Origin of the sequence: Pinisolibacter aquiterrae (genome assembly GCF_019160155.1) — a bacterium.
Lineage (GTDB): Bacteria > Pseudomonadota > Alphaproteobacteria > Rhizobiales > Ancalomicrobiaceae > Pinisolibacter > Pinisolibacter aquiterrae.
On the sequence record NZ_JAFNIH010000015.1, the window covers coordinates 1 to 19,951 of the forward strand.

The 19,951-nt window shown below is 69.4% G+C and carries 19 protein-coding genes; 8 read left to right on the forward strand and 11 right to left on the reverse strand.

Going from position 1 to position 19,951, the window contains the following annotated elements:
- Positions 1-94: 94 nt before the first annotated feature.
- Positions 95-577, reverse strand: coding sequence for a MarR family winged helix-turn-helix transcriptional regulator (locus J3S89_RS02940; RefSeq protein WP_217925982.1), 483 nt, complete (start codon positions 575-577; stop codon positions 95-97).
- Between the two features lie 247 nt (positions 578-824).
- Here J3S89_RS02940 and J3S89_RS02945 point away from each other — a divergent pair, with 247 nt between their 5' ends.
- The 4 genes from J3S89_RS02945 to J3S89_RS02960 all read left to right on the forward strand — a co-directional run bounded on the left by J3S89_RS02945 (position 825) and on the right by J3S89_RS02960 (position 4,689).
- Complete coding sequence (locus J3S89_RS02945) at positions 825-1,529, forward strand: fumarylacetoacetate hydrolase family protein (protein ID WP_217925983.1); 705 nt, start codon at positions 825-827, stop codon at positions 1,527-1,529.
- Between the two features lie 14 nt (positions 1,530-1,543).
- A complete protein-coding gene (gene maiA / locus J3S89_RS02950) occupies positions 1,544-2,191 on the forward strand; it encodes a maleylacetoacetate isomerase (RefSeq protein WP_217925984.1) in 648 nt (215 codons plus the stop codon).
- 178 nt (positions 2,192-2,369) lie between these two features.
- Positions 2,370-3,557 (forward strand): 3-hydroxybenzoate 6-monooxygenase, encoded by a 1,188-nt coding sequence (locus tag J3S89_RS02955; RefSeq protein WP_217925985.1) that lies wholly within the window; start codon positions 2,370-2,372, stop codon positions 3,555-3,557.
- An 88-nt stretch (positions 3,558-3,645) separates the two neighbouring features.
- Positions 3,646-4,689: a cupin domain-containing protein gene (locus J3S89_RS02960; protein ID WP_238483829.1), complete on the forward strand. Its 1,044-nt coding sequence runs from the start codon at positions 3,646-3,648 to the stop codon at positions 4,687-4,689.
- Positions 4,690-4,782: 93 nt separating this feature from the next.
- Here J3S89_RS02960 and J3S89_RS02965 read toward each other — a convergent pair whose 3' ends face one another.
- The 5 genes from J3S89_RS02965 to J3S89_RS02985 all read right to left on the reverse strand — a co-directional run bounded on the left by J3S89_RS02965 (position 4,783) and on the right by J3S89_RS02985 (position 12,278).
- On the reverse strand, positions 4,783-7,857 hold the full coding sequence (locus J3S89_RS02965) for a molybdopterin dinucleotide binding domain-containing protein (protein WP_217925986.1): 3,075 nt from the start codon (positions 7,855-7,857) through the stop codon (positions 4,783-4,785).
- A 4-nt stretch (positions 7,858-7,861) separates the two neighbouring features.
- Complete coding sequence (gene nrfD, locus J3S89_RS02970) at positions 7,862-8,965, reverse strand: NrfD/PsrC family molybdoenzyme membrane anchor subunit (protein ID WP_217925987.1); 1,104 nt, start codon at positions 8,963-8,965, stop codon at positions 7,862-7,864.
- Between the two features lie 10 nt (positions 8,966-8,975).
- The gene (gene dsrO, locus J3S89_RS02975; RefSeq protein ID WP_217925988.1) at positions 8,976-9,704 is read right to left on the reverse strand and encodes a sulfate reduction electron transfer complex DsrMKJOP subunit DsrO; all 729 of its coding nucleotides are present in this window, start codon (positions 9,702-9,704) and stop codon (positions 8,976-8,978) included.
- A 154-nt stretch (positions 9,705-9,858) separates the two neighbouring features.
- Positions 9,859-10,482 carry a response regulator transcription factor gene (locus J3S89_RS02980; RefSeq protein ID WP_230489125.1) on the reverse strand — a complete coding sequence of 208 codons (624 nt, stop codon included), beginning with the start codon at positions 10,480-10,482 and terminating at the stop codon, positions 9,859-9,861.
- Positions 10,479-12,278, reverse strand: a complete 1,800-nt coding sequence (locus J3S89_RS02985) for a sensor histidine kinase (protein ID WP_217925990.1) — start codon at positions 12,276-12,278, stop codon at positions 10,479-10,481. Before J3S89_RS02985 ends, J3S89_RS02980 begins: the two co-directional genes overlap by 4 nt.
- Positions 12,279-12,475: 197 nt before the next feature.
- Between J3S89_RS02985 and hisF the strand changes: the two genes are divergently transcribed.
- The 4 genes from hisF to J3S89_RS03005 all read left to right on the forward strand — a co-directional run bounded on the left by hisF (position 12,476) and on the right by J3S89_RS03005 (position 15,969).
- The gene (hisF, locus tag J3S89_RS02990; protein ID WP_217925991.1) at positions 12,476-13,252 is read left to right on the forward strand and encodes an imidazole glycerol phosphate synthase subunit HisF; all 777 of its coding nucleotides are present in this window, start codon (positions 12,476-12,478) and stop codon (positions 13,250-13,252) included.
- A gap of 110 nt (positions 13,253-13,362) precedes the next feature.
- On the forward strand, positions 13,363-13,686 hold the full coding sequence (locus J3S89_RS02995; protein WP_217925992.1) for a phosphoribosyl-ATP diphosphatase: 324 nt from the start codon (positions 13,363-13,365) through the stop codon (positions 13,684-13,686).
- A gap of 89 nt (positions 13,687-13,775) precedes the next feature.
- Complete coding sequence (coaA, locus tag J3S89_RS03000; protein WP_217925993.1) at positions 13,776-14,774, forward strand: type I pantothenate kinase; 999 nt, start codon at positions 13,776-13,778, stop codon at positions 14,772-14,774.
- 139 nt (positions 14,775-14,913) lie between these two features.
- Positions 14,914-15,969, forward strand: a complete 1,056-nt coding sequence (locus J3S89_RS03005) for a 3-carboxy-cis,cis-muconate cycloisomerase (RefSeq protein ID WP_217925994.1) — start codon at positions 14,914-14,916, stop codon at positions 15,967-15,969.
- A 24-nt stretch (positions 15,970-15,993) separates the two neighbouring features.
- On the opposite strand, the gene J3S89_RS03010 is transcribed toward J3S89_RS03005, so the two are convergent.
- From J3S89_RS03010 to J3S89_RS03030, 5 genes are all read right to left on the reverse strand, one after another.
- On the reverse strand, positions 15,994-16,761 hold the full coding sequence (locus J3S89_RS03010; protein WP_217925995.1) for an IclR family transcriptional regulator domain-containing protein: 768 nt from the start codon (positions 16,759-16,761) through the stop codon (positions 15,994-15,996).
- 230 nt (positions 16,762-16,991) lie between these two features.
- Entirely contained in the window at positions 16,992-17,192 is a 201-nt protein-coding gene (locus J3S89_RS03015) for a 2-hydroxymuconate tautomerase (RefSeq protein WP_217925996.1), read from the reverse strand.
- Positions 17,193-17,202: 10 nt separating this feature from the next.
- Positions 17,203-17,973: a 2-keto-4-pentenoate hydratase gene (locus tag J3S89_RS03020; protein ID WP_217925997.1), complete on the reverse strand. Its 771-nt coding sequence runs from the start codon at positions 17,971-17,973 to the stop codon at positions 17,203-17,205.
- Positions 17,970-19,004 (reverse strand): 4-hydroxy-2-oxovalerate aldolase, encoded by a 1,035-nt coding sequence (gene dmpG / locus J3S89_RS03025; protein WP_217925998.1) that lies wholly within the window; start codon positions 19,002-19,004, stop codon positions 17,970-17,972. Before dmpG ends, J3S89_RS03020 begins: the two co-directional genes overlap by 4 nt.
- Positions 19,004-19,945 (reverse strand): acetaldehyde dehydrogenase (acetylating), encoded by a 942-nt coding sequence (locus J3S89_RS03030; protein ID WP_217925999.1) that lies wholly within the window; start codon positions 19,943-19,945, stop codon positions 19,004-19,006. The genes dmpG and J3S89_RS03030 overlap by 1 nt, the downstream gene beginning before the upstream one ends.
- Positions 19,946-19,951: the final 6 nt, after the last annotated feature.

Here is a 19,951-nt window from a genome sequence, read left to right on the forward strand (position 1 = left end):
CTTCTCGCCGACGCCTCCATCCAGGAAACCTATCTCTCGGTGTGAGGCCACGATGACGGCACCAGACGTCGCAGCCGCACCACGCCGCCACCCGTCACTTCGGCTCGTAGGGCCGAAGCGGCGCGCGGGAGAGGTCGTTGCCGGCTTCCGCCGCCTTGGAGAGAAGCCGCAGGAAGACGGCGCGTTCGGCCTCGTCGAGGCCGGTCAGCATCGCCCCCTGGATGCGGCCGACCAGGGGATCGAGTTCGCCGATCAGGGCCTCGCCGGCCGGGGTCAACGACAGGCGGCGGACGCGGCGGTCCTGGGCGGAGGCGGCGCGGATGATCAGGCCCTTCTCCTCGAGACGGGCGACGACGCCGCCGAGCGTGGTGCGGTCATAGGCGATGGCGCCGGCGAGCGAGGCCTGATCGATGCCGGGATATTTCTGCACCGCCTTGAGGGCGGCGTACTGGACCGGGGTGAGATCGTGGCCGGCCTTGGCGCATTCGTCGTGAAACAGCGACACCGAAACCTGATTCAGGCGTCGGATCAGATGGCCGGGCATGGAATAGATGGCAATGTCGTGGTCGAGGCTCATGGGCGGTCTCGAATCGGCCGGCGCAATGCGGCGAGAAAAGATCTATGCCGGAGATCATCGGGCACACCGACACGCTTGCAAGTCGAAAAGACACCGATGAGGAGATATTGACAGTATTCTAATCATCAGCATACTGACTATATGAACTTCGACCGAGATCTGTTGGTGCGGACCTCGGACCATCCTCCTACACTCGACCGCCGCACCGTCCGACCGGGACGGGCGCTCAACCATCGAGGACACAGACGTGACCGACCTCCTCTTCACCGTTCCGCCCGCGCCGACCGTCGCCGTGGCCCGCTCGACCGCGCGCTATCCGGTCGCCCGCATCTTCTGCGTCGGCCGCAACTACGCCGACCACGCCAAGGAGATGGGCGTCGAGGTCGATCGCGAGGCGCCGTTCTACTTCCTCAAGCAGGCCGGGGCGATCGTCGAGAGCGGCGCCACCATCCCCTATCCGCCGGGCACCTCGAACTATCACTACGAGATGGAATTCGTGGTGGCGATCGGCGCCCCGGCCTTCCAGGTCCCGGTCGAGACCGCGATGGACGCGGTGTTCGGCTACGCCTGCGGTCTCGACATGACCCGCCGCGACCTCCAGCTCGCCGCCCGCGCCAAGCAGCGGCCGTGGGACCTCGGCAAGGATTTCGAACAGTCCGCCGTGATCACCGAGATCGTGCCGAAGGCCGAGTTCGGCGCCGTCGGGCCGCAGCGGATCACGCTCGCCGTCGGCGGCGTGACGAAGCAGGACGCCCATCTCTCCGATCTCGTCTGGTCGGTCGAGGAGCTCGTCTCGCATCTCTCGCGCTACTACCACCTCGTTCCCGGCGATCTCATCTACACGGGCACCCCGGCGGGGGTCGGCCCGGTCGTCGCCGGCGACGTGATCACCGGCTCGGTCGACGGGTTGCCGCCGATCTCGCTCACCATCGCCGCCCCGGACGCGGCGTGAGAGGGGGACGAGCGATGCGGTTTCACGGCTTCTTTCGATCCGGCGCGGCCTGGCGTTGCCGCATCGGCTTCGCGCTCAAGGGGGTCGCCCCCGACTTCGTGCCGGTGCATCTGCGGCGGGGCGGCGGCGAGCAGAAGAGCCCCGCCTACAAGGCGCTGAACCCGCAAGGGCTGGTGCCGGCGCTCGAGGTCGACGGTCACGTCCTGACTCAGTCGCTGGCGATCCTGGAATGGCTCGACGAGACGATCCCCGAGCCGGCGTTCCTGCCGAAGGATCCCTTCGCCCGCGCCGAGGTTCGTGCCTTCGCGCTGGCGATCGCCTGTGACATCCATCCGATCGACAACCTGCGGGTCCTCAACTACCTGAAGGATCCGCTCGGTCACTCCCAGGACGAGGTCGACGGCTGGTATCGCCACTGGTGCACCGAGGGCTTCGCCGGGCTCGAGACGATCGCCCGGCGCCATGCCGGCGCAGGGCGTTTCCTCTTCGGCGACACGCCCGGGCTCGCCGAGATCTGCCTGATCCCGCAACTCGGTGGGGCGCGTCGTTTCGGAACCGACATGACCGCCTATCCGCGCCTCCTCGAGGTCGAGGCGGCGTGCCTGACGCTGCCCGCCTTCGCCGATGCGGTTCCGGGCAAGCAGCCCGACGCCGAGGCGTGACGCTGTCGCCGGGCGGCCTTCGGCGCCGCCCGGCTCTCCCCTCCGCGCGGTGATCCGAGGCCGGCACGGGGACTTTCGCGAAATTAATTGACAGTATACTGATGATTATTCAGTATACCAATATGTGAAACGACGTGACGGCCGGACACAGGGTCGGGGCAATCGGGAGAGAGACGACATGAGCAAGGCGAAGCAGACCGTGGTGGTGGCGGGTGGCGGCATCGGCGGTCTTTCCGCCGCCCTGGCACTGGCGAAGAAGGGTTACGCGGTGACCGTTCTCGAGCAGGCGCCGCAGTTCGGCGAGATCGGCGCCGGCATCCAGATCGGCCCCAATGCCTTCCACGCCATGGACTGGCTCGGGGTCGGCGACGCCGGGCGCGCCAAGGCGGTCTATATCGACAAGCTGATCATGATGGACGGCATGTCGGGCGACGAGATCGCCAATATCCCCGTCGACCAGCCGTTCCGCGATCGCTTCAAGAACCCCTATGCGGTGATCCATCGCGCCGACCTGCACGGCGTGCTCTACGACGGCTGCGTCGCCCACCCCGACGTCCGGCTCGTCAACAACGAGCGCGTCGTCGCCTACGAGACCACCGCGACCGGCGCCAAGGTCGTCACCGAGGCCGGCAACACCTATGAGGGCGACGCGGTCGTCGGCGCCGACGGCGTCCGTTCCAAGATCCGCGAACAGATGACGGGGGGAGACAACCTGCGCCTCTCCGGCCATGTCGCCTATCGCGCCGTGTTGCCGATCGAGGACATGCCGGAAGATCTGCGTTGGAACGCGGCGACGCTGTGGGCCGGCCCGAAGTGCCACATGGTCCACTATCCGCTCCAGGGCTGGAAGACCTTCAACCTCGTCGCCACCTTCGTCACCGACATCGAGAACGTCGGCTCCAACGAGCCCGGCACGCCGGAAGAGGTGCTCTCCCGGTTCGGCAACATCGTTCCGCGGGCGCGCAAGCTGCTCGAGGTGCCGAAGACCTGGCGGCGCTGGGTGCTCGCCGATCGCGACCCGATCGAGAACTGGACCGACGGCAACGTCGTCCTGCTCGGCGACGCGGCCCATCCGACCCACCAGTATTTCGCACAAGGGGCGTGCATGGCGCTCGAGGACGCGGTCTGCCTCGGCCATGAGCTCGAGCGTCACGACGGCGACTTCAACGCCGCCTTCCTCGCCTATCAGACCGCGCGGATCCCCCGCGCCTATCGCGTCGTGCTGTCGAGCCGTGAGCTCGGCCGGGTCTATCACGCTCAGGGCGTCGAGCGCCTGGTCCGCAACCAGTGGCTCGGCTCGAAGACGCCGACCCAGTTCTACGACAGCCTCGAGTGGCTCTACGGCGGAACCGGCCTGACCGCCTGAGGCGGCGCGAGGGGCGGCGGCCCCGTGCCTTCATCCCTCATCGATCCCAACGGCCCGAACGAGGCCGATCCCGTCATCGGAGGAACCCATGTCCCAGCTCGGCACGCTCGAAGATCTGCCGCTCGACTATCGCCAGGGCCTGACCGCCCGCAATCTGGTGCCGCTGTGGCCGGCGCTGCGCGCCGCCCTGCCCTACGGCATCCCCGCGCGCAAGACCAAGCCGATCCTCTGGCGCTACGAGGAGATCCGCCCGCAGCTGCTCGAAGCCGGGCGTCTCACCCCGATCGAGAAGGCCGAGCGGCGCGTGCTGGTGCTCGCCAATCCCGGTCTCGGCCTCGACAACATGCAGGCGACGCCGTCGATCTACATCGGCATGCAGCTGATCCTGCCGGGCGAGATCGCCCCCAATCATCGCCATTCGCCGTCGGCCGTGCGCTTCGTCGTCGAGGGCGAGGGCGGCTTCACCATCGTCGAGGGCGAGAAGTGCCCGATGGAGCCGGGCGACCTGATCCTCACGCCGTCGGGGCTCTGGCACGAGCACGGCCATTCCGGCTCCGGCCCGGTCATCTGGATGGACGCGCTCGACCTGCCGTTGGTCTACGGCCTCGAGGCCTCCTACTGCACCGAGGGCGCGCCGCAGACGGTGCGCAACGAAGCGGACGGATCGCAGACGCGCTACCGTCGCTCCGGTCTCGTGCCCTATGCGGCGGTGACGCGGCCGCGCGCGAACTATCCGCTGGTGCGGTTCCCGTGGCGCGAGGTCAAGAGCGCGCTGGCCGATCTCGCGACCGTGACGCCGCGTGGCGAAGCCGTCCGGCTTGCCTATGTGAACCCGGAGACGGGCATGGAATGCATGCCGATCCTCGGCTTCTCGGCGGTCCACCTGCGGCCGGGCGAATCCTTGCGTCTCCCGCGTCATTCGGCGTCGAGCGTGATCAACGTCGTCGATGGTTCGGGCACGGCGAGGATCGACGGGGTCGAGCTCGCCTTCGACCAATTCGACACGATGGCGGTGCCGACCCATGCGGAGGTGGAGATCGCCAACGCCTCGTCGACCCGGCCTGCCCATCTCTTCGTCGTCGACGACGCCCCGATGCAGAGGAAGCTCGGTTTCTACGAGATCTTCGGCTGAGGCAGCCGGTTCGAAAGCAAATGAGAGGGGGCCGCCGAGCGATCGGCGGCCCCTCTTCGTCTCATCCGCGCCTGTTCGGCCGGCGGTCTTCTCTCACGCCCGCTCGAGGCGGGCGGGGATCGCCTGACGCACCGCCGTGCCGGCGATCGGGTCGACGAAGACGGTCTGGTGCTTGCCGGTCGGGTCGATCAGACCGAGGTCGTTGAGGGCGACGCCGGCGGCGTTGCCGGGATCGGTCGGCTGGAGCCGATCGCCGATGCGGTGCGGGCGGGCGCCCAGTTCCTTGTGACCGAAACCGTGTTCGACGGCGACGACGCCCTCGCGCACGGAATGGCGCACCAGGGCCACGCCCTCGACCGACCCGGTCGGGCTCGAGATGCGGACCTTGTCGCCGGTGGCGAGGCCGAGCCGCTCGGCGTCGGCCGGCGAGATGCCGACGGGATTGTCGGGATGGAGGCCGCGCAGGCGGCGCGCGGCGATCGAGTAGCTGTTCTGGAGCGGGCTCTTCTGGCTGACGAGGCGCAGCGGCCAGTCCTTCGTCGGGTATTTCTCCTCGACCGGAGTCCCGTCGGCGAAGGTCGGGGGGACCCAGGTCGGCACGCCGGACAGACGCTTGCCGGTCATCGAATCGCGGGTGGCGCCGACGCCCTCGTTCCACACCTGCAGCGGCTTCTCGAAGACCCAGGCGGCCTTGCCGTCGGGACCCCAGGCTTCCGCCAGCGGCTGATGACGGCCGCCACGGGTGGCGAGGAAGGCGACCTTGCGCACCTCCTCCTTGCTCAGACGCTCCTCGATCGCGCCCATCAGGCGGCCGACACCGGCGAGCGCGACGTCGTCGTCGGTGGCGTCGGGCACCGGGCCCTTGCCGGTGAAGGCGACGTTGGCGGCGGCGCGCAGATACCAGTCCTCGGCGCGGTCGAGCGGGTGCTTGGAACCGTCGGCGGCGACGATCGCGTCGGCGCCGAAGCCGGGAAGCTTCATCGCCTTGGCGAGGGCGATCAGGAAGGTCTCGATGGAGATCGGATGACCTTCGGCGGTCTTGGCGGCCTTGGGCTCGACCACCGGCCAGCGCATCACCATCGACTTGGTCGGCACGCCGCCCCAGGGCTCGATGAAGCCCCAGCTCTCGTACATGGTCGAATCCGGGACGATGTAGTCGGCGAAGCAGGAGGACTCGTTGATGAACGGGTCGACGGCGACGATCAGGGGGATCCGCTTCGGGTCGCCGAGCGTCTTCTCGGCGATCGGGCGGACCCCGGGGATGCCGTAGACCGGGTTGACCGACCACAGGATCAGCGCGTCGATCCCATAGGGATAGCCCGAGAGCGCCGACGGCAGCCACTGGGTGGAGAGCTGGCCGGCGGTGGAGAACCACGGCGCCTCGGCCGGCCAGGCCTTGCCCGCCGCCTTCTTGGTCTTGAATTCCGTGGTCTTCTCGTAGGGCACGTTGCGCGACAGCGGCACGCCGGTCGGCTTCACCGAGCCGGGGAAGTCGGCGAGCTTGTAGCGCGGACCGGCGTAGGGGTTGAAGCCGCCGGCGGTGGCGAAGGTGCCGCCCTTGCGGTTCAGGTTGCCGATCAGGGTGTTGAGCATGACGATGGCGAAGGCGGACTGGAAGCCGTTGCCGGCCATGGTGCCGCCGTGGCTGCTGATCGCCGCCTTCTTGCCGTGCGACGTGAATTCGCGCGCCAGACCGACGACGACGTCCTCGGGCACGCCGCAGATCGCCGAATAGTCGGCGATCGTGTGGGCCCGCGCCGAAGCGGCGAGGAGCGACAGGGAGGTCGCGACCTTCACGGGCTTGCCCTCGACCTCGATCTCGCGTTCGGCGAAGAGGGTCGCGGGGGCGGCGCCGGCGACGACGGGGGCGTCGGTCGCGGGATCGATCACCACGAAGGGGTCGGCGTCCTTGCCGCGATCGGCCTCCGCGACGGCGGCGCCGACGTCGGAGCCGCGCAGGAAGCGGCCGAAACGGGCGTGCGCCGGATCGGCGATCACCAGATGGGTGGCGTTCGACCAGGCGACCTCACCGGCGGCCTTGGCGGCGGCGAGCGAGGGCTGGGCGAGGAAGGTCGCGTCGTAGCGGTTCTCGTCGAGGATCCAGCGGATCATCGCCATGGCGAGCGCCGCGTCGGTGCCCGGACGGATCGGCACCCAACGGCCGCGATCGCGCGCCGCCTCGTTGTCGGAATGGCCGAGCACCGGATCGACGATCACGTATTTCATCGCGCCGTCGGTGCGCGCCTTGGCGAGCAGGGTTCCGAAGCGCTTGAAGGGGTTGCCGGCATTGGCCGGGGCGGTGCCCATGAAGATCACGAATTCGGCGTTGGGGATGTCGGGCTTGGCGTGCGGCATCGTCTTGGTGTCGCCGAAGACCGCGCCCGAACCGGCGCGATAGGAGCCGCCGCAATAGGAGCCGTGGCCGGTCATGTTGATCGAGCCGTAGGCCTTCTGGACGAAACGGGCGACGAAGGGATTCCGACCGTCGGCGACCGAGGCGAGCAGCGCCACCTTGTTGACCTTGGGGCCGAGTTCCGGCGCGGCCGGATCGATCGGGTCGAAGGACCGCAGTTCGCGCAGGCCCTTGACGTGCCCCTCGCCGAAGAGATCGCCGCCCTCGACGACCTCATGGATCAGCTGCTCGAAGGAGATCGGCTCCCAGCGGCCGGAATTGCGCGGGCCGACCCGCTTCATCGGCGCGGTGACCCGGTAGGGCGAGGTCTGCTGCTCGAGCACGGCATTGCCGCGGCCACAGGCGGTGGAGCGGCCGGCGAGGCCGGCCTCATTGTGCCGGGTGAGGCTCAGCAGCGCCTTGCGGACGGGGGTGCCCATCGGCACGTGCGGATCGGTGGAGAGCGGCGAATAGGGATTGCCGGTCACCCGGGTCACCGTGTCGGTCTTCGCGTCGATGCGGACGCGCACGCCGCAGAGCGTGGTGCAACCCTGGCACAGGGTGAAGGCGGTGCGGGTGTCCGGGTCGAGTTCGAGGTCGCCGGCGGCGGTCACCCGGAACTCGGGCTTCTGGGAGTTGCCGGTGGTGCCGCGGGCATGGGCCGGCGAGACCACGGTCTCGAGCATGCGTTCGGCGGTTTCGGAGAATCCGGCGGCGAAGGCGGCGGCTCCACCGACGACGGCGGCACCCTTGAAGAGATCGCGACGAGAGGTCATGGCGTCAGGCTCCCGCGGGGAGGGTCGACGGGCGCACGGTGGCGGAGCCGGACCAGGGGACGAGCGTGGTGAGAACGACGAGGACGACGAGGCAGAGACCGGCGGTGCCGAGGATGCCGAGCAGTCCTTCCGGGCCGAGGGCGAGCGAATGGACGTACCAACCGGCGCCGGTCTTGGGGATGTCCTGGCCGCCGACGAAGACGGTCCAACGGAACATCCAGGCGGCGTTGAGGGCGAGGAGGCCGGTCAGCCAGCCGGTGCCGGCGGGCTTCACCACCGCGACGACGAAGGGGAGGGCGACGGCGGCGGCGAGCCAGATCGCGTTGAGCCGCCACACCTCGGAGCCGGCGACCTGCGCCAGGGCGCGGGCCTCGGTCGAACCGGGGACGAACAGGGCGAGGGCGAACCACAGGGCGCCGACGGCGGCGACGAGCACGAGCACCAGCGCCAGCAGCCGGGCGAGGCGGCGTTCGACCAGGACGTCGTGAGCGAGCACGAAGCGTTCGATCAGAAGGGTCAGGCCGAGCGCGCCCATCAGCGCGGTGGCGGCGAACTGGGCCGGCAGCAGCGCGGTGTTCCACAGCGGCCGCGAATGGACCACCATCACCTCGACGCCGGTATAGAGCGCGACCGCGACCGCCGCCGCCAGGGTGAAGAGGCCGAGGCCACGCACCAACGCGGGGCGGTCGGGACCGCCGAGAAGGCGGCGGACCGGGGCGAGCGGTCCGCCGAGGCCGGCGGCGGCGCGGAAGTCCGGGGCGAGCGCCGCCCAGCCATAGAGAACGAGGCCCCCGACATAGGCGGGGATGAAGAAGGCGCCGCGCGCCATCCACGAGCCGAGGTTCGGCCGCAGGTAGAAATTGGCGAAGCGGCCGGGCTGGTTGAGGTCGGAGAGGAGCGCCACGGGGGCGACCAGACCGCAGATCAGCGCGCCGAGCAGCGCGGCGCGGCCGAGATCGCGCCAACCCTCGCGGCGGAAGGCGAGGCCGGGCACGCTCAGGAGGAAGCAGCCGTAGGAGAGGCCGATCAGGAAGAAATACTGCACCGCCCAGGGGGCCCAGGCGGGATCACGGGCGACGTAGAGGAGTTCGGTGACGGACGTGGTCATGATGGCCTCCTCAGACGCGCTGTTCGGTCGGCCGCCACAGCGTGGGGACGGCGTCGACCCGGCCGGCGAAGCGTTCGTCGAGGCCGAGATAGAAGACGTTGGGCCGGGTCTTCTCCTCCGGCTTCAGGACCTTCGCCTCGCCGCCGCGTTCCTTCAGGAGCTTCGAGACGGTGCTCGACGGATCGGCGAGATCGCCGAAGATGCGGGCGCCGCCGACGCAGGTCTCGACGCAGGCGGGCAGGAGCCCGGCCTCGACGCGGTGGGCGCAGAAGGTGCACTTGTCGGCGGTGCGGGTCTCGGCGTTGATGAAGCGGGCGTCGTAGGGGCAGGCCTGGACGCAATAGCCGCAGCCGACACAGGCGTCGCCGTCGACGAGCACCTCGCCGTCGGGCGCCTTGAAGGTCGCGCCGACCGGGCAGACCGGCACGCAGGGCGGCTCGTCGCAGTGGTTGCAGAGGCGCGGCAACATGGCGAGCCGGGTCACGTCGCCTTCGGCCACCTCATAGGTGGAGACGAAGGTGCGGAAGGCGTTCTCCGGCACCCGGTTCTCCATGATGCAGGCGACGGTGCAGGCCTGACAGCCGATGCATTTGGCGACGTCCACCACCATCGCCCAATGATGGACGGGGGCGGGCGCGCCGGCGGCGACGGCCGCGACGGTGCCGCTCGCCAGCGCGACGGGGGCGCCCGCGGTGACGCGGCCGATGTTTCTCAGGAAGTCTCTGCGCGAGCGGTCCATCGACGCACTCCTCTCGACGGTTCGAAGTCGAGGGGGACCCTATGCGCGTCGGCGGCCGGCATCGACCCGGGACAAACCCCGGCGCAACCAGGGAAAACCCTCGTTGCACGGCACTCTACGTAAGTGAAAAGACTGCGATTTCGCCCGCCGAGGCCTATTCGACCTCCGACACCATCCGGGTCAGCTCGGCGAGCGAGCCGGCCTCCATCTTGGTCATGACCGAGGCGCGATAGGCCTCGATGGTCTTGATCGAGAGATCGAGCTCGAAGGCGATCACCTTGTTGGGCTTGCCCTCGAGGAGGCGATCGAGCACTTCCCGTTCACGCTTGCCGAGACGGGCGAGCCGGTCCTCGAGGGTGCGGCGGCGGGCGCCGCGTGCCAGCCGCTCGCGCGAGGCGCGGATCGCCGCCTCGATCGTGTCGAGGAGATGCTGTTCCTTGAACGGCTTCTCGACGAAGTCGAAGGCGCCGGCCTTCAGCGCCGCCACCGCCATCGGCACGTCACCGTGGCCGGTGACGACGACGATCGGCAGGGCGCAGCCGCGCTCCACCAGGAGGCGTTGCAGCTCGAGGCCGCTCATGCCGGGCATGCGCACGTCGAGCACCACCGCGCCGGGGCGATGCTGCGGCTCCTCCGGAAAGGCCTCGAGGAAGGCGCTCGCGGTCTCGAAGGCGCGGGTCTCCAACCCGACCGAGGCGAAGAGGAAGGCCATCGAGCGACGCATCGCCTCGTCGTCGTCGATCACCAGAATCAGCGGCGTGGGATCGGTGGTCGTCACGGGGCCTCCTCGGTCTCTCGCTCGCCCGCGCATCCGGGCAGGACGAAGCGCATGGTCAGGCCGCCGTCGGGGTTGTTCTCGGCCCAGAGGCGGCCGCCGTGGCTCTCCACGATGGTGCGGCAGATGGAGAGGCCGAGGCCGAGCCCCTGCGGCTTGGTGGTGAAGAACGTGTCGAAGAGATGGGCGCGCGTCTCGTCCGTCAAGCCGGTTCCGTGATCGCGCACCGCCACCTTGGCGTCGGCGCCGTCGCGCGAGGTGCGCACGGTGATGCCGCGCTCGCGGCCGGGGGTGTCGATCATCGCGTCGACGGCATTCTGCAGGAGGTTGAGCAGAACCTGCTCGATCTCGACGCGGTCGGCGGACACCTTCGGCAGATCGCCGGCGAGGAAGACCCGCAAGGGGATGCCGCGCCGGGCCGCCAGCCCCTCGAACAGCGCCAGCGTCTCGCGGACGACGTCGTCGAGATCGAGGGTCTCGCGCTCGGCCTCGCGGCGGCGGACGAAGGCGCGGATGCGGCGGATGATGGCGGCGGCGCGTTCGGCCTGACCGGCGATGCCGCGCGCGCCGTCGCGCAGAAAGGCGGGATCGGTGCGGCCGGCATCGATGAAGCGGGTGATGCCCTCGGCATAGTTGGCGATCGCCGCCAGGGGCTGGTTCAGCTCGTGGGCGATGTTGGAGGCCATCTCGCCGAGGATGCCGAGGCGGGAGAACTGATCGCGCTGCTCGCGATTGGCGCGGGCCTCGTCCTCGGCCTTCTCGCGCACGGCGATCTCGCGGGTGAGTTCGGCGGTGCGGCGGCGGACCAGCGTCTCGACGCGCGCGACATGGACGATCCACCACGCCAGGATCAGGCCGGCGGCGAGGAACCAGTGCCAATGCTGCCGCACGAAGCCGACCAGGGTGACCCTCGCGAGAAAATCGTAGGGCGGGATCCTCAACTGGCGGAAGACGGCATGGACGGAGGTGTAGTCCTGCGGCGCGGTCCAGGCGCGGCCCTCGACCGGGGCCATGGTGAGGAGGCTCGCCGTCACCGTCTTGGCGAGATCGGGCGAGGTGCCGGCGAGGCGGGAGAAGGGCCAATCGGGGTAGAGACGCGAGGAGAGCCGGCAGGGAAATCCCGGCGCCGGTCGTTCGCCGACCACGGCGAATTCGTCCGCGCCGACTTGGCCCGCGGCGATCGCGTCCTCGAGCAGGCAGGTGCGCAGGACGCCGGCATCGGCGCGGCCCTCGCGCAGCGCGGCGAAGATCGTCTCCATGGGAAAGCCGGTCTCCACCAGTCCGGCGAGATCGGCGGGCGTCAGACCGGCGTCGTCGAGCTCGCGCCAGATCACCCGCCAGCCGCCGAAGGCGCGGGTGGAGACCACCGCGAGGCGGCGATGGGCGAGATCCTTCAGGCCGATCGGTCGGCCGGGCCGGTTCGGCGCGACGACGGTCGATCCGACCGTGTCGGTGGGCGTGGCGCGGCCCCGACTCTCGAGCGTGGCGAGGCGGGTGACGCCCCAGCCGGATTCCAGGACGACGTAGTCGCCGGGATTGGTGACGACGAAATCGACCGTCTTCTCCGCGACCGCCCGGGTGATGCCGTCGAGGTCGAGCGGCACCATGACGAAGTGGTGTTCGGGCAGGGCACGGCCGAGATGGGCGATGGTGGCGTCGAAGTCGCGCGCGGCGCGCTCCTCGCCCTGAAAGGCGAGAACGGCGATGCGCACCTCGTCGGCCGCCGCGACGCGCGGAGCGAGGAGGAGGGCGAGGACGAGGACGAGGCGGGCGAGGACGACGGGACGAGCGGCGAGCATGGCGCGACAGATTGGCCGCGTTCCGCGCCCGCTGGCAACCGCCGTCGCGGGGCGCTCCGACGAAAAGACCGGGCCGAGGGCCGTTTCATTCGGTTCGCTTCGTCGGCTATGGCGCCGGGACGCGCGGGGTTGTATGAAACCTGCGAAAATCGCGCCTCGCGTGGGGGGCGCCGCCACGCGAAGGACCGAGCGACGCCATGCTCAAGAACCGGGTGATCCCCTGTCTCGACGTGAAGGACGGCCGTGTCGTCAAGGGTGTCAACTTCGTCGATCTGATCGACGCCGGCGATCCGGTCCAGGCCGCCGCCGCCTATGACGCGGCCGGGGCGGACGAGCTCTGCTTCCTCGACATCACCGCCTCGAGCGACAATCGCGGCATCATCCTCGACGTGGTCCGGCACACGGCGGAGGTCTGCTTCATGCCGGTCACCGTCGGCGGCGGCATCCGCACCCTCGACGACATCCGCCGCCTGATGGAAGCGGGCGCCGACAAGGTCTCGATCAACACCGCCGCCGTGAAGGATCGGCAATTCGTCGCCGACGCGGTGCGTCAGGTCGGCGGTCAGTCGGTGGTGGTGGCGGTCGACGCCAAGCGGGTGTCGGAGCCGGGCGAACCGGCGCGGTTCGAGGTCTTCACCCACGGCGGCCGCAATCGCACCGGCATCGACGCGATCGACTATGCCCGCGAGGTGGTGGCGCTCGGGGCGGGCGAGATCCTGCTGACCTCGATGGACCGCGACGGCACCAAGATCGGCTTCGATCTTGAGCTGACGCGGATGGTCTCCGACGCGGTCACGGTGCCGGTGATCGCCTCGGGCGGGGTCGGAACCCTCGATCATCTGGTCGACGGGGTGGTCAAAGGGGGCGCGAGCGCGGTGCTCGCCGCCTCGATCTTCCACTTCGGCACCTACACCATCCGCCAGGCCAAGGAACACATGGCGGCGGCGGGCATCCCGATGCGGCTCGACCACTGAGAGCCGCTCGATCGCGCCTCCCCGGCCCGATAGCACGGCGCCGCGTCGCCCGGCCGGGGCCGGCGACGTCTTTGCGTCAACTCAATTTCTCACCCTTCGAGGTCAGTCCAATGTCCGGCTTCACTCTCGCGACCCTCGAGGCCATCATCGCGGCGCGCGCGGCCTCCGACGACGAGAAATCCTACACGCGCAAGCTGCTCGGCAAAGGCATCTCGGTCTGCGCCAAGAAGCTCGGCGAGGAAGCGGTGGAGACGGCTCTGGCGGCGGTCGCGGGGACGAAGACGGAGTTGACGGCGGAAGCGGCCGATCTGCTCTATCATCTTCTGGTGGTCCTCAAGGCCGGCGACGTGCGTGTCGACGAGGTCATGACGGTTCTGGAAGGCCGGACCGGGCAGACCGGATTGGAAGAGAAGGCGTCGCGGCCCAAGGACTGAGCGGACGCCGGACGACACGGGGCGGGAGGAACGTTCCCGTGAGGCGAGGGTGGCGCGGGCGAGAGCCCGGCGCGAGGGAGACTGCCGAAGTGGATCAACGTTCGGCCGCGCGTTCGCTCGGGCAGGGCGCGCAGGGGCAGGGCCCCGCCTCGGGCGAGGTTTCGCCCTACCGTCGCTTCTCGCGCGACGAATGGGCGCGACTGAGAGCCGATACGCCGCTCACCCTCGACGAGGCGGATCTGGGCCGGCTGCGCGGCCTCAACGATCCGATCAACCTCGAAGAGGTGGTGAAGATCTATCTGCCGCTGTCGCGCCTCCTCTCGCTCTATGTCGAGGCGACGCAGTCGCTGTTCCACGTCACCAAGACCTTCCTCGGCGGCGAGGTCACCAAGGTTCCCTTCGTGATCGGGCTCGCCGGATCGGTCGCGGTCGGCAAGTCGACCACGGCGCGTATCCTCAAGGCGCTCCTGTCGCGCTGGTCGTCGAGCCCCAAGGTCGATCTCGTCACCACCGACGGGTTCCTCTACCCCAACGCCGTGCTCCAGCGCGAAGGCCTGATGCGGCGCAAGGGCTTCCCGGAGAGCTACGACCTGCCGGCGCTGCTCGAGTTCCTCGCCGCGATCAAGGCGGGACGCGACGCGGTGACGGCGCCGGTCTATTCGCATCTGGTCTACGACGTGGTGCCGGACGAGCGCATCACCATCGACCGGCCGGACATCCTGATCCTCGAGGGGCTCAACGTCCTGCAGACCTCGAAACTGCCGAAGAACGGCGCCGGGCTCCCCTTCGTCTCCGACTTCTTCGACTTCTCGATCTATCTCGACGCCGAGGACGATCTGTTGAAGTCGTGGTACGTCGATCGCTTCCTACGCCTGCGCGAGACGGCGTTCCGCAAGCCGGAGAGCTATTTCCACCGCTATGCCCAGATCTCGGCCGACGAGGCGCTGAAGACGGCGCTCGATCTGTGGACCAACATCAATCTGGTCAATCTCCACGACAGCATCCGCCCGACCCGGCCGCGCGCCGATCTGGTCCTGACCAAAGGCGCGGATCACCGCATCGAATCGGTCGACCTGCGCAAGCTGTGAGGCCCCCTCCCCGGTCGCCGCGCGACGGCGTACGTCCGCCGCACGAGGGTTCGCTCCGCGAACGTTCGCACGCTTGACGATCGGCACCGAGGGGCGGACGTTCGACCTCTCGCCCTCGCAGCCTCGGGAACGCCGCCTCATGAGCATCGCCGCCTTCGATCATCCCTTCCTCGCCGGTCTCCTCGGCGACGCGGAAGTGGGGGCGGTCTTCACCGCCTCGGCCGATCTCGCGGTGATGGTACGGTTCGAGGCGGAACTGGCGGCGGCCGAGGCCGAAGCCGGTCTGATCCCGGCGGAGGCGGCGACGGCGATCGCCGCCGCGCTCGCCGATCTGCGGCTCGATCCGGCCGATTTCCGTGGCGCGGTGGCGCGCGACGGCGTGATCGTGCCGGAGCTGGTGCGCCGTCTGCGCGCCGCCGTCGGCCCGGTCCATGGCGCCTCGGTGCACAAGGGCGCGACCAGTCAGGACGTGATCGACACATCGCTGATGCTGCGCCTGAAGTCGGCGGCGGCGATCCTCGAGCGACGACTCGAGGCGCTGATCGCGGCGCTCGACGGGCTCGCCTCGGCGGAGGGTTCGCGCGGGCTGAGCGGCCACACGCGCATGCAACGGGCGCGGCCGATCACCCTCGCCCACAAGATCGCGGGTTGGCGGGCGCCGCTCGAGCGCCATCGGGCGCGGGCGGCGGAGATGGGCCCGCGCGTCTTTCGGGTGCAGCTGGGCGGGGCGGTCGGCGATCGCGCCGAACTGGGGTCGGCGGCAGCGGCCGTCGCCGACGGGCTCGCCGATCGGCTGGGCCTGGCGCGGGCGCCGCGCGCGTTCCACGTGGAACGCGACGGCATCGCCGAATTCGGCCATTGGTGCGCGCTGGTGGCCGGGAGCCTCGGCAAGCTCGGCGCCGACGTGGCTCTGATGGCGCAGAACGAGATCGGCGAGGTCAGGATTGCCGGTGGTGGCGGCTCCTCGGCGATGCCGGAGAAGTGCAATCCGGTCGGCGCCGAGATCCTGGTGACCCTGGCGCGCTTCACCGCCACACTGCAATCCGGGCTCGACCACGCCCTCGTCCACGAGAACGAGCGCTCGGGCGCCGCCTGGACGCTCGAATGGATGATCCTGCCGCAGATGGTGGTGGCGACGGGCGCCGCGACCCGCACCGCGCTCGATCTGATCGCCGCGCTGAGGTTTCACGTGTGACACGCGAAGCGCGGCGGTCCGACCTCAGCGCGCCGCGCCGCCCATGGCGATCTGCGCGGCGGCACGCTTCAGCGCCGGAAGATAGTCGGCGACCATCGTCTCGGCATCGACGCGGGCGGCTTGCGCCGACAGATTGACCGCGAGCCGCGCATTGGCGGGCCGCCCGGGGATCGCCATGGCGATCGAGCGGACGCCGAGGTCGAGTTCCTCGGAGACCATGGCGAAGCCGCGTTCGCGCACCTCGGCGAGACGGGCGCGCAGGGCCTCGCGCGACGTCAACGTATGCGGCGTTAGCGCCTCGAGCCGCGTCTCCTTCATGAAGCGATCGAATTCGTTCTGGGAGAGCTGGGCGAGCAGCGCCTGACCCATCGAGGTCGCGTGGGCGGGCAGGCGCGTGCCCACCGCGAGGCCGATGCTCATCAGGCGGTGGCGGGCGGGCGAGCGGGCGACATAGATGATGTCGGGACCGTCGAGGGTGGCGGCGGAAGCGCTCTCACCCAATTCGCGGGTCAGATCCTGGAGGATGTCGCGCACCGTCTCCAACTCGCTCAGGCCGGAGATATAGGCGTTGCCGAGTTCGAGGACGCGGGCGGTCAACTCGAAATGCTTGCCGTCGGAGCGCGCGTACCCCGCCTCCACCAGCGTGTGCAGGAAACGGCGGGCGCCGGCGCGGGTCATGCCGGTGCGGCCGGCGACGTCGGTGATGGTCTGCCGGCGCGCGTCGGCGCCGAAGGAGCGGATCACGTCGAGCCCCTTGGCGAAGGAGGCGACGGTTTCGATGCGCGGCGGCATGGCGTTTCCCGTGTGCGTATGGCGAACAGTTTTTTGCCATTCGTACACGGGGACGACCGAATGTCCAGGGGACTCGCGCCCCCATGACGGCCGATTTCGGCGCGCTTTCCGGGGGATGCGCGCCGAGCGCCCTCCCCCCCGCGGCTCAGCGTCGGGCGAACGCCGCTCCGGGGTCGAGACCGAGGACGGCCGGGGGTGGCCCCCGACCGCGACGGTCTCGGCGGTTGGTCTCAGCCCTCGGCTTCCGGGGGCTTGCCCTTCAGCTCGCCCCCGGCGGCGAAGTGCCAGGCCGGCACTTCGCGGATGACGATGCGGACGGTTTCGCGCGGCGCGCCGAGCGTGGTGACGATCGCGTCGGTCACCGCCTCGACCATGGCCTTCTTCTTCTCGAAGGTCCGGCCTTCGATCAGGGTCATTTCGACGATCGGCATCGGTCCCTCCTCAGGCGACGACGTTGAAGGCGACGGTGCCGAGGCGCTGGAAGGTGGTCTTCACATGCATGCCGGGGACCAGGGCGTGGGCGGCGGTGGCACCACCCGCGAGGACGATGTCGCCGGGCTCCAGACGCTCGCCGGCCTTGGCCACCAGACGGGCGGCGGCGACGAGCGAGCGGATGGGATTGCCGAGAATGGCGGCGGTCGATCCGATCTGGACCGGGCGGCCGTCGACTTCCATGACGATACCGAGATTGGTGACGTCGGTCGAGGGGCTCGACCACGACCCGACGAAGAAGCCGGACGAGGAGGAATTGTCGGCGACGACGTCGGGCAGCGCGAATTTGAAGTCGCGATAGCGGCTGTCGATGATCTCGACCGCCGGGGCGATCGCCTCGAGCGCCGAGAGGGCCTCGGCGGCGGTGACCTCGCCCTCGAGCGGCTTCTTGAGGATATAGGCGATCTCCGGCTCGACGCGCGGATGGACGTAGGCCGCGCGATGGAGATCACCACCCTCGATCAACCGCATGGCGTCGGTGAGGCGGCCCCAGATCACTTCGGAGACGCCGACCTGGATCATCTTGGCGCGCGAGGTGAGGCCCATCTTGAAGCCGGCGCGCCGCTCGCCCCGCGCCCGGCGACGAGCGACCGAGAGGGCCTGGATCGCATAGGCGTCGTCGACGGTCAGGTCGGGCAGCGTGTCGGTCAATTGCGGGATGGCGACGGCGGTGCGCGCCGCCTCGTCGACGATCTGGGCGAGCCCTGCGAGGGATGTCATGCGGCTTCTCCACGGGCTTTCAGGATGTCGAGGGCGACGTCGATGATCATGTCCTCCTGCCCACCGACCATGCGACGGCGGCCGAGTTCGGTCAGGATCTCGCGGGTGTCGACGCCGTAGAGCTTCGAGGCGTTCTCGGCATGGCGCAGGAACGACGAATAGACCCCGGCATAGCCGAGCGAGAGGCTCTCGCGATCGACCCGGACCGGACGGTCCTGGAGCGGGCGGACCAGATCGTCGGCGGCGTCCATCAGCTTGAAGAGATCACACCCTGTTTCGATCCCCTTGCGGTTCAACACCGCGATCAGCGCCTCGAGCGGTGCGTTGCCGGCACCGGCGCCGAGCCCGGAGAGGCTCGCGTCGACGCGCACCGCGCCCGCCTCGATCCCGGCGACCGCATTGGCGACGCCGAGCGTCAGGTTGTGGTGGGTGTGCACCCCGATCTCGGTCTCCGGCTTCAGCGCGGCCCGCACCGCCTTCACCCGAACCGAATAGTCCTCCGGCAGCAGGGCGCCGGCCGAATCCGTCACATAGACGCATTCGGCGCCGTAGCTCTCCATCAGCAGCGCCTGCTCGACGAGCTTTTCCGGGCTCGCCATGTGGGCCATCATCAGGAAGCCGACGGTGTCCATGCCGAGCCCGCGCGCCGCCTCGATGTGCTGACGCGACACGTCGGCCTCGGTGCAGTGGGTGGCGACGCGCACCGAACGGGCGCCGGCGCCGTAGGCGGCCTTCAGATCATGGACCGTGCCGATGCCGGGCAGCAGCAGGATGGTCGGCACCGCGTGGGTGCAGACCTCGGCCACCGCGCCGATCCAATCGACGTCGTCATGGCTGCCGAAGCCGTAGTTGAAGGTCGAGCCGGTCAGGCCGTCGCCGTGGGTGATCTCGATCGCGTCGACCTTGGCCTCGTCGAGCGCCTTGGCGATCTTCTGGACGGTCTCGAGCGCGAACTGGTGGCGCAGCGAATGCATGCCGTCACGCAGGGTCACGTCCTGGACGTAGAGCTTGTTCGGGTTCGGACGAGCCATCACGCGGCCTCCTTGCTCGAAACCTTGGCGGCCCAGTGGTCGGCGGTGACCAGGGCGGCGGAGGTCATGATGTCGAGATTGCCGGCATAGGCCGGCAGGTAATGGGCGGCGCCCTCGACCTCGAGCATGATCGTGGTCTTGAGGCCCGAGCAGAGGCCGACGCCGGGGATCCTGACCGGTGCGTTGTCGCCGATCACCTCGAACTGGACCTTCTGCTTCAGCCGGTAACCGGGCACGTATTTCTGCACCGTCGCCACCATCTCCAGGACCGAGGCCTCGATCGCGGCGGGATCGCCGCCTTGGCTGAGCGTGAACACGGTGTCGCGCATGATCAGCGGCGGTTCGGCCGGATTGAGAATGATGATCGCCTTGCCGTGCTCGGCGCCGCCGAGCACTTCGATCGCCTTCGACGTGGTCTCGGTGAACTCGTCGATGTTGGCGCGCGTGCCGGGACCGGCGGACTTCGAGGAGATCGAGGCGACGATCTCGCCCCAGATCACGCGCTTCGAGGCGCGCTTGACCGCGTAGACCATCGGGATCGTCGCCTGGCCGCCGCAGGTGACCATGTTGACGTTGGGCTCGTCGATGTTGGCGTCGCCGTTGATCGCGGGAATGGTGAAGGGGCCGATCGCCGCCGGGGTCAGGTCGATGACCTTCTTGCCGTCGGCCCGCAGCAGCGCGTCGTTGTGGAGATGTGCCTTGGCCGAGGTGGCGTCGAACACCACCTGGATGTCCTCGTATTCGGGCATCCGGCGCAGACCGTCGATGCCCTCGTGAGTCGTCGGAACCTTCAGGCGCGCCGCACGCGCCAACCCGTCCGAGGCCGGGTCGATGCCGACCATCGCCCCCATCTCCAGGTTCTTCGAGGTGCGCATGATCTTGATCATCAGATCGGTACCGATGTTGCCCGATCCGATGATCGCGCATTTGACCTTGGCCATGAGGCT

What these genes read in the sequence shown, in the direction of transcription:
- J3S89_RS03010 (WP_217925995.1), bottom strand. Translation starts at nt 16,761, where the DNA reads ATGCCGCCGCGCATCGAAACCGTCGCCTCCTTCGCCAAGGGGCTCGAC.
- hisF (WP_217925991.1), top strand. Translation starts at nt 12,476, where the DNA reads ATGCTCAAGAACCGGGTGATCCCCTGTCTCGACGTGAAGGACGGCCGT.
- nrfD (WP_217925987.1), bottom strand. Translation starts at nt 8,965, where the DNA reads ATGACCACGTCCGTCACCGAACTCCTCTACGTCGCCCGTGATCCCGCC.
- J3S89_RS03015 (WP_217925996.1), bottom strand. Translation starts at nt 17,192, where the DNA reads ATGCCGATCGTCGAAATGACCCTGATCGAAGGCCGGACCTTCGAGAAG.
- J3S89_RS03020 (WP_217925997.1), bottom strand. Translation starts at nt 17,973, where the DNA reads ATGACATCCCTCGCAGGGCTCGCCCAGATCGTCGACGAGGCGGCGCGC.
- J3S89_RS02965 (WP_217925986.1), bottom strand. Translation starts at nt 7,857, where the DNA reads ATGACCTCTCGTCGCGATCTCTTCAAGGGTGCCGCCGTCGTCGGTGGA.
- J3S89_RS02960 (WP_238483829.1), top strand. Translation starts at nt 3,646, where the DNA reads ATGTCCCAGCTCGGCACGCTCGAAGATCTGCCGCTCGACTATCGCCAG.
- dsrO (WP_217925988.1), bottom strand. Translation starts at nt 9,704, where the DNA reads ATGGACCGCTCGCGCAGAGACTTCCTGAGAAACATCGGCCGCGTCACC.
- dmpG (WP_217925998.1), bottom strand. Translation starts at nt 19,004, where the DNA reads ATGGCTCGTCCGAACCCGAACAAGCTCTACGTCCAGGACGTGACCCTG.
- J3S89_RS02985 (WP_217925990.1), bottom strand. Translation starts at nt 12,278, where the DNA reads ATGCTCGCCGCTCGTCCCGTCGTCCTCGCCCGCCTCGTCCTCGTCCTC.
- J3S89_RS02995 (WP_217925992.1), top strand. Translation starts at nt 13,363, where the DNA reads ATGTCCGGCTTCACTCTCGCGACCCTCGAGGCCATCATCGCGGCGCGC.
- J3S89_RS02940 (WP_217925982.1), bottom strand. Translation starts at nt 577, where the DNA reads ATGAGCCTCGACCACGACATTGCCATCTATTCCATGCCCGGCCATCTG.
- J3S89_RS02955 (WP_217925985.1), top strand. Translation starts at nt 2,370, where the DNA reads ATGAGCAAGGCGAAGCAGACCGTGGTGGTGGCGGGTGGCGGCATCGGC.
- J3S89_RS03030 (WP_217925999.1), bottom strand. Translation starts at nt 19,945, where the DNA reads ATGGCCAAGGTCAAATGCGCGATCATCGGATCGGGCAACATCGGTACC.
- J3S89_RS03005 (WP_217925994.1), top strand. Translation starts at nt 14,914, where the DNA reads ATGAGCATCGCCGCCTTCGATCATCCCTTCCTCGCCGGTCTCCTCGGC.
- maiA (WP_217925984.1), top strand. Translation starts at nt 1,544, where the DNA reads ATGCGGTTTCACGGCTTCTTTCGATCCGGCGCGGCCTGGCGTTGCCGC.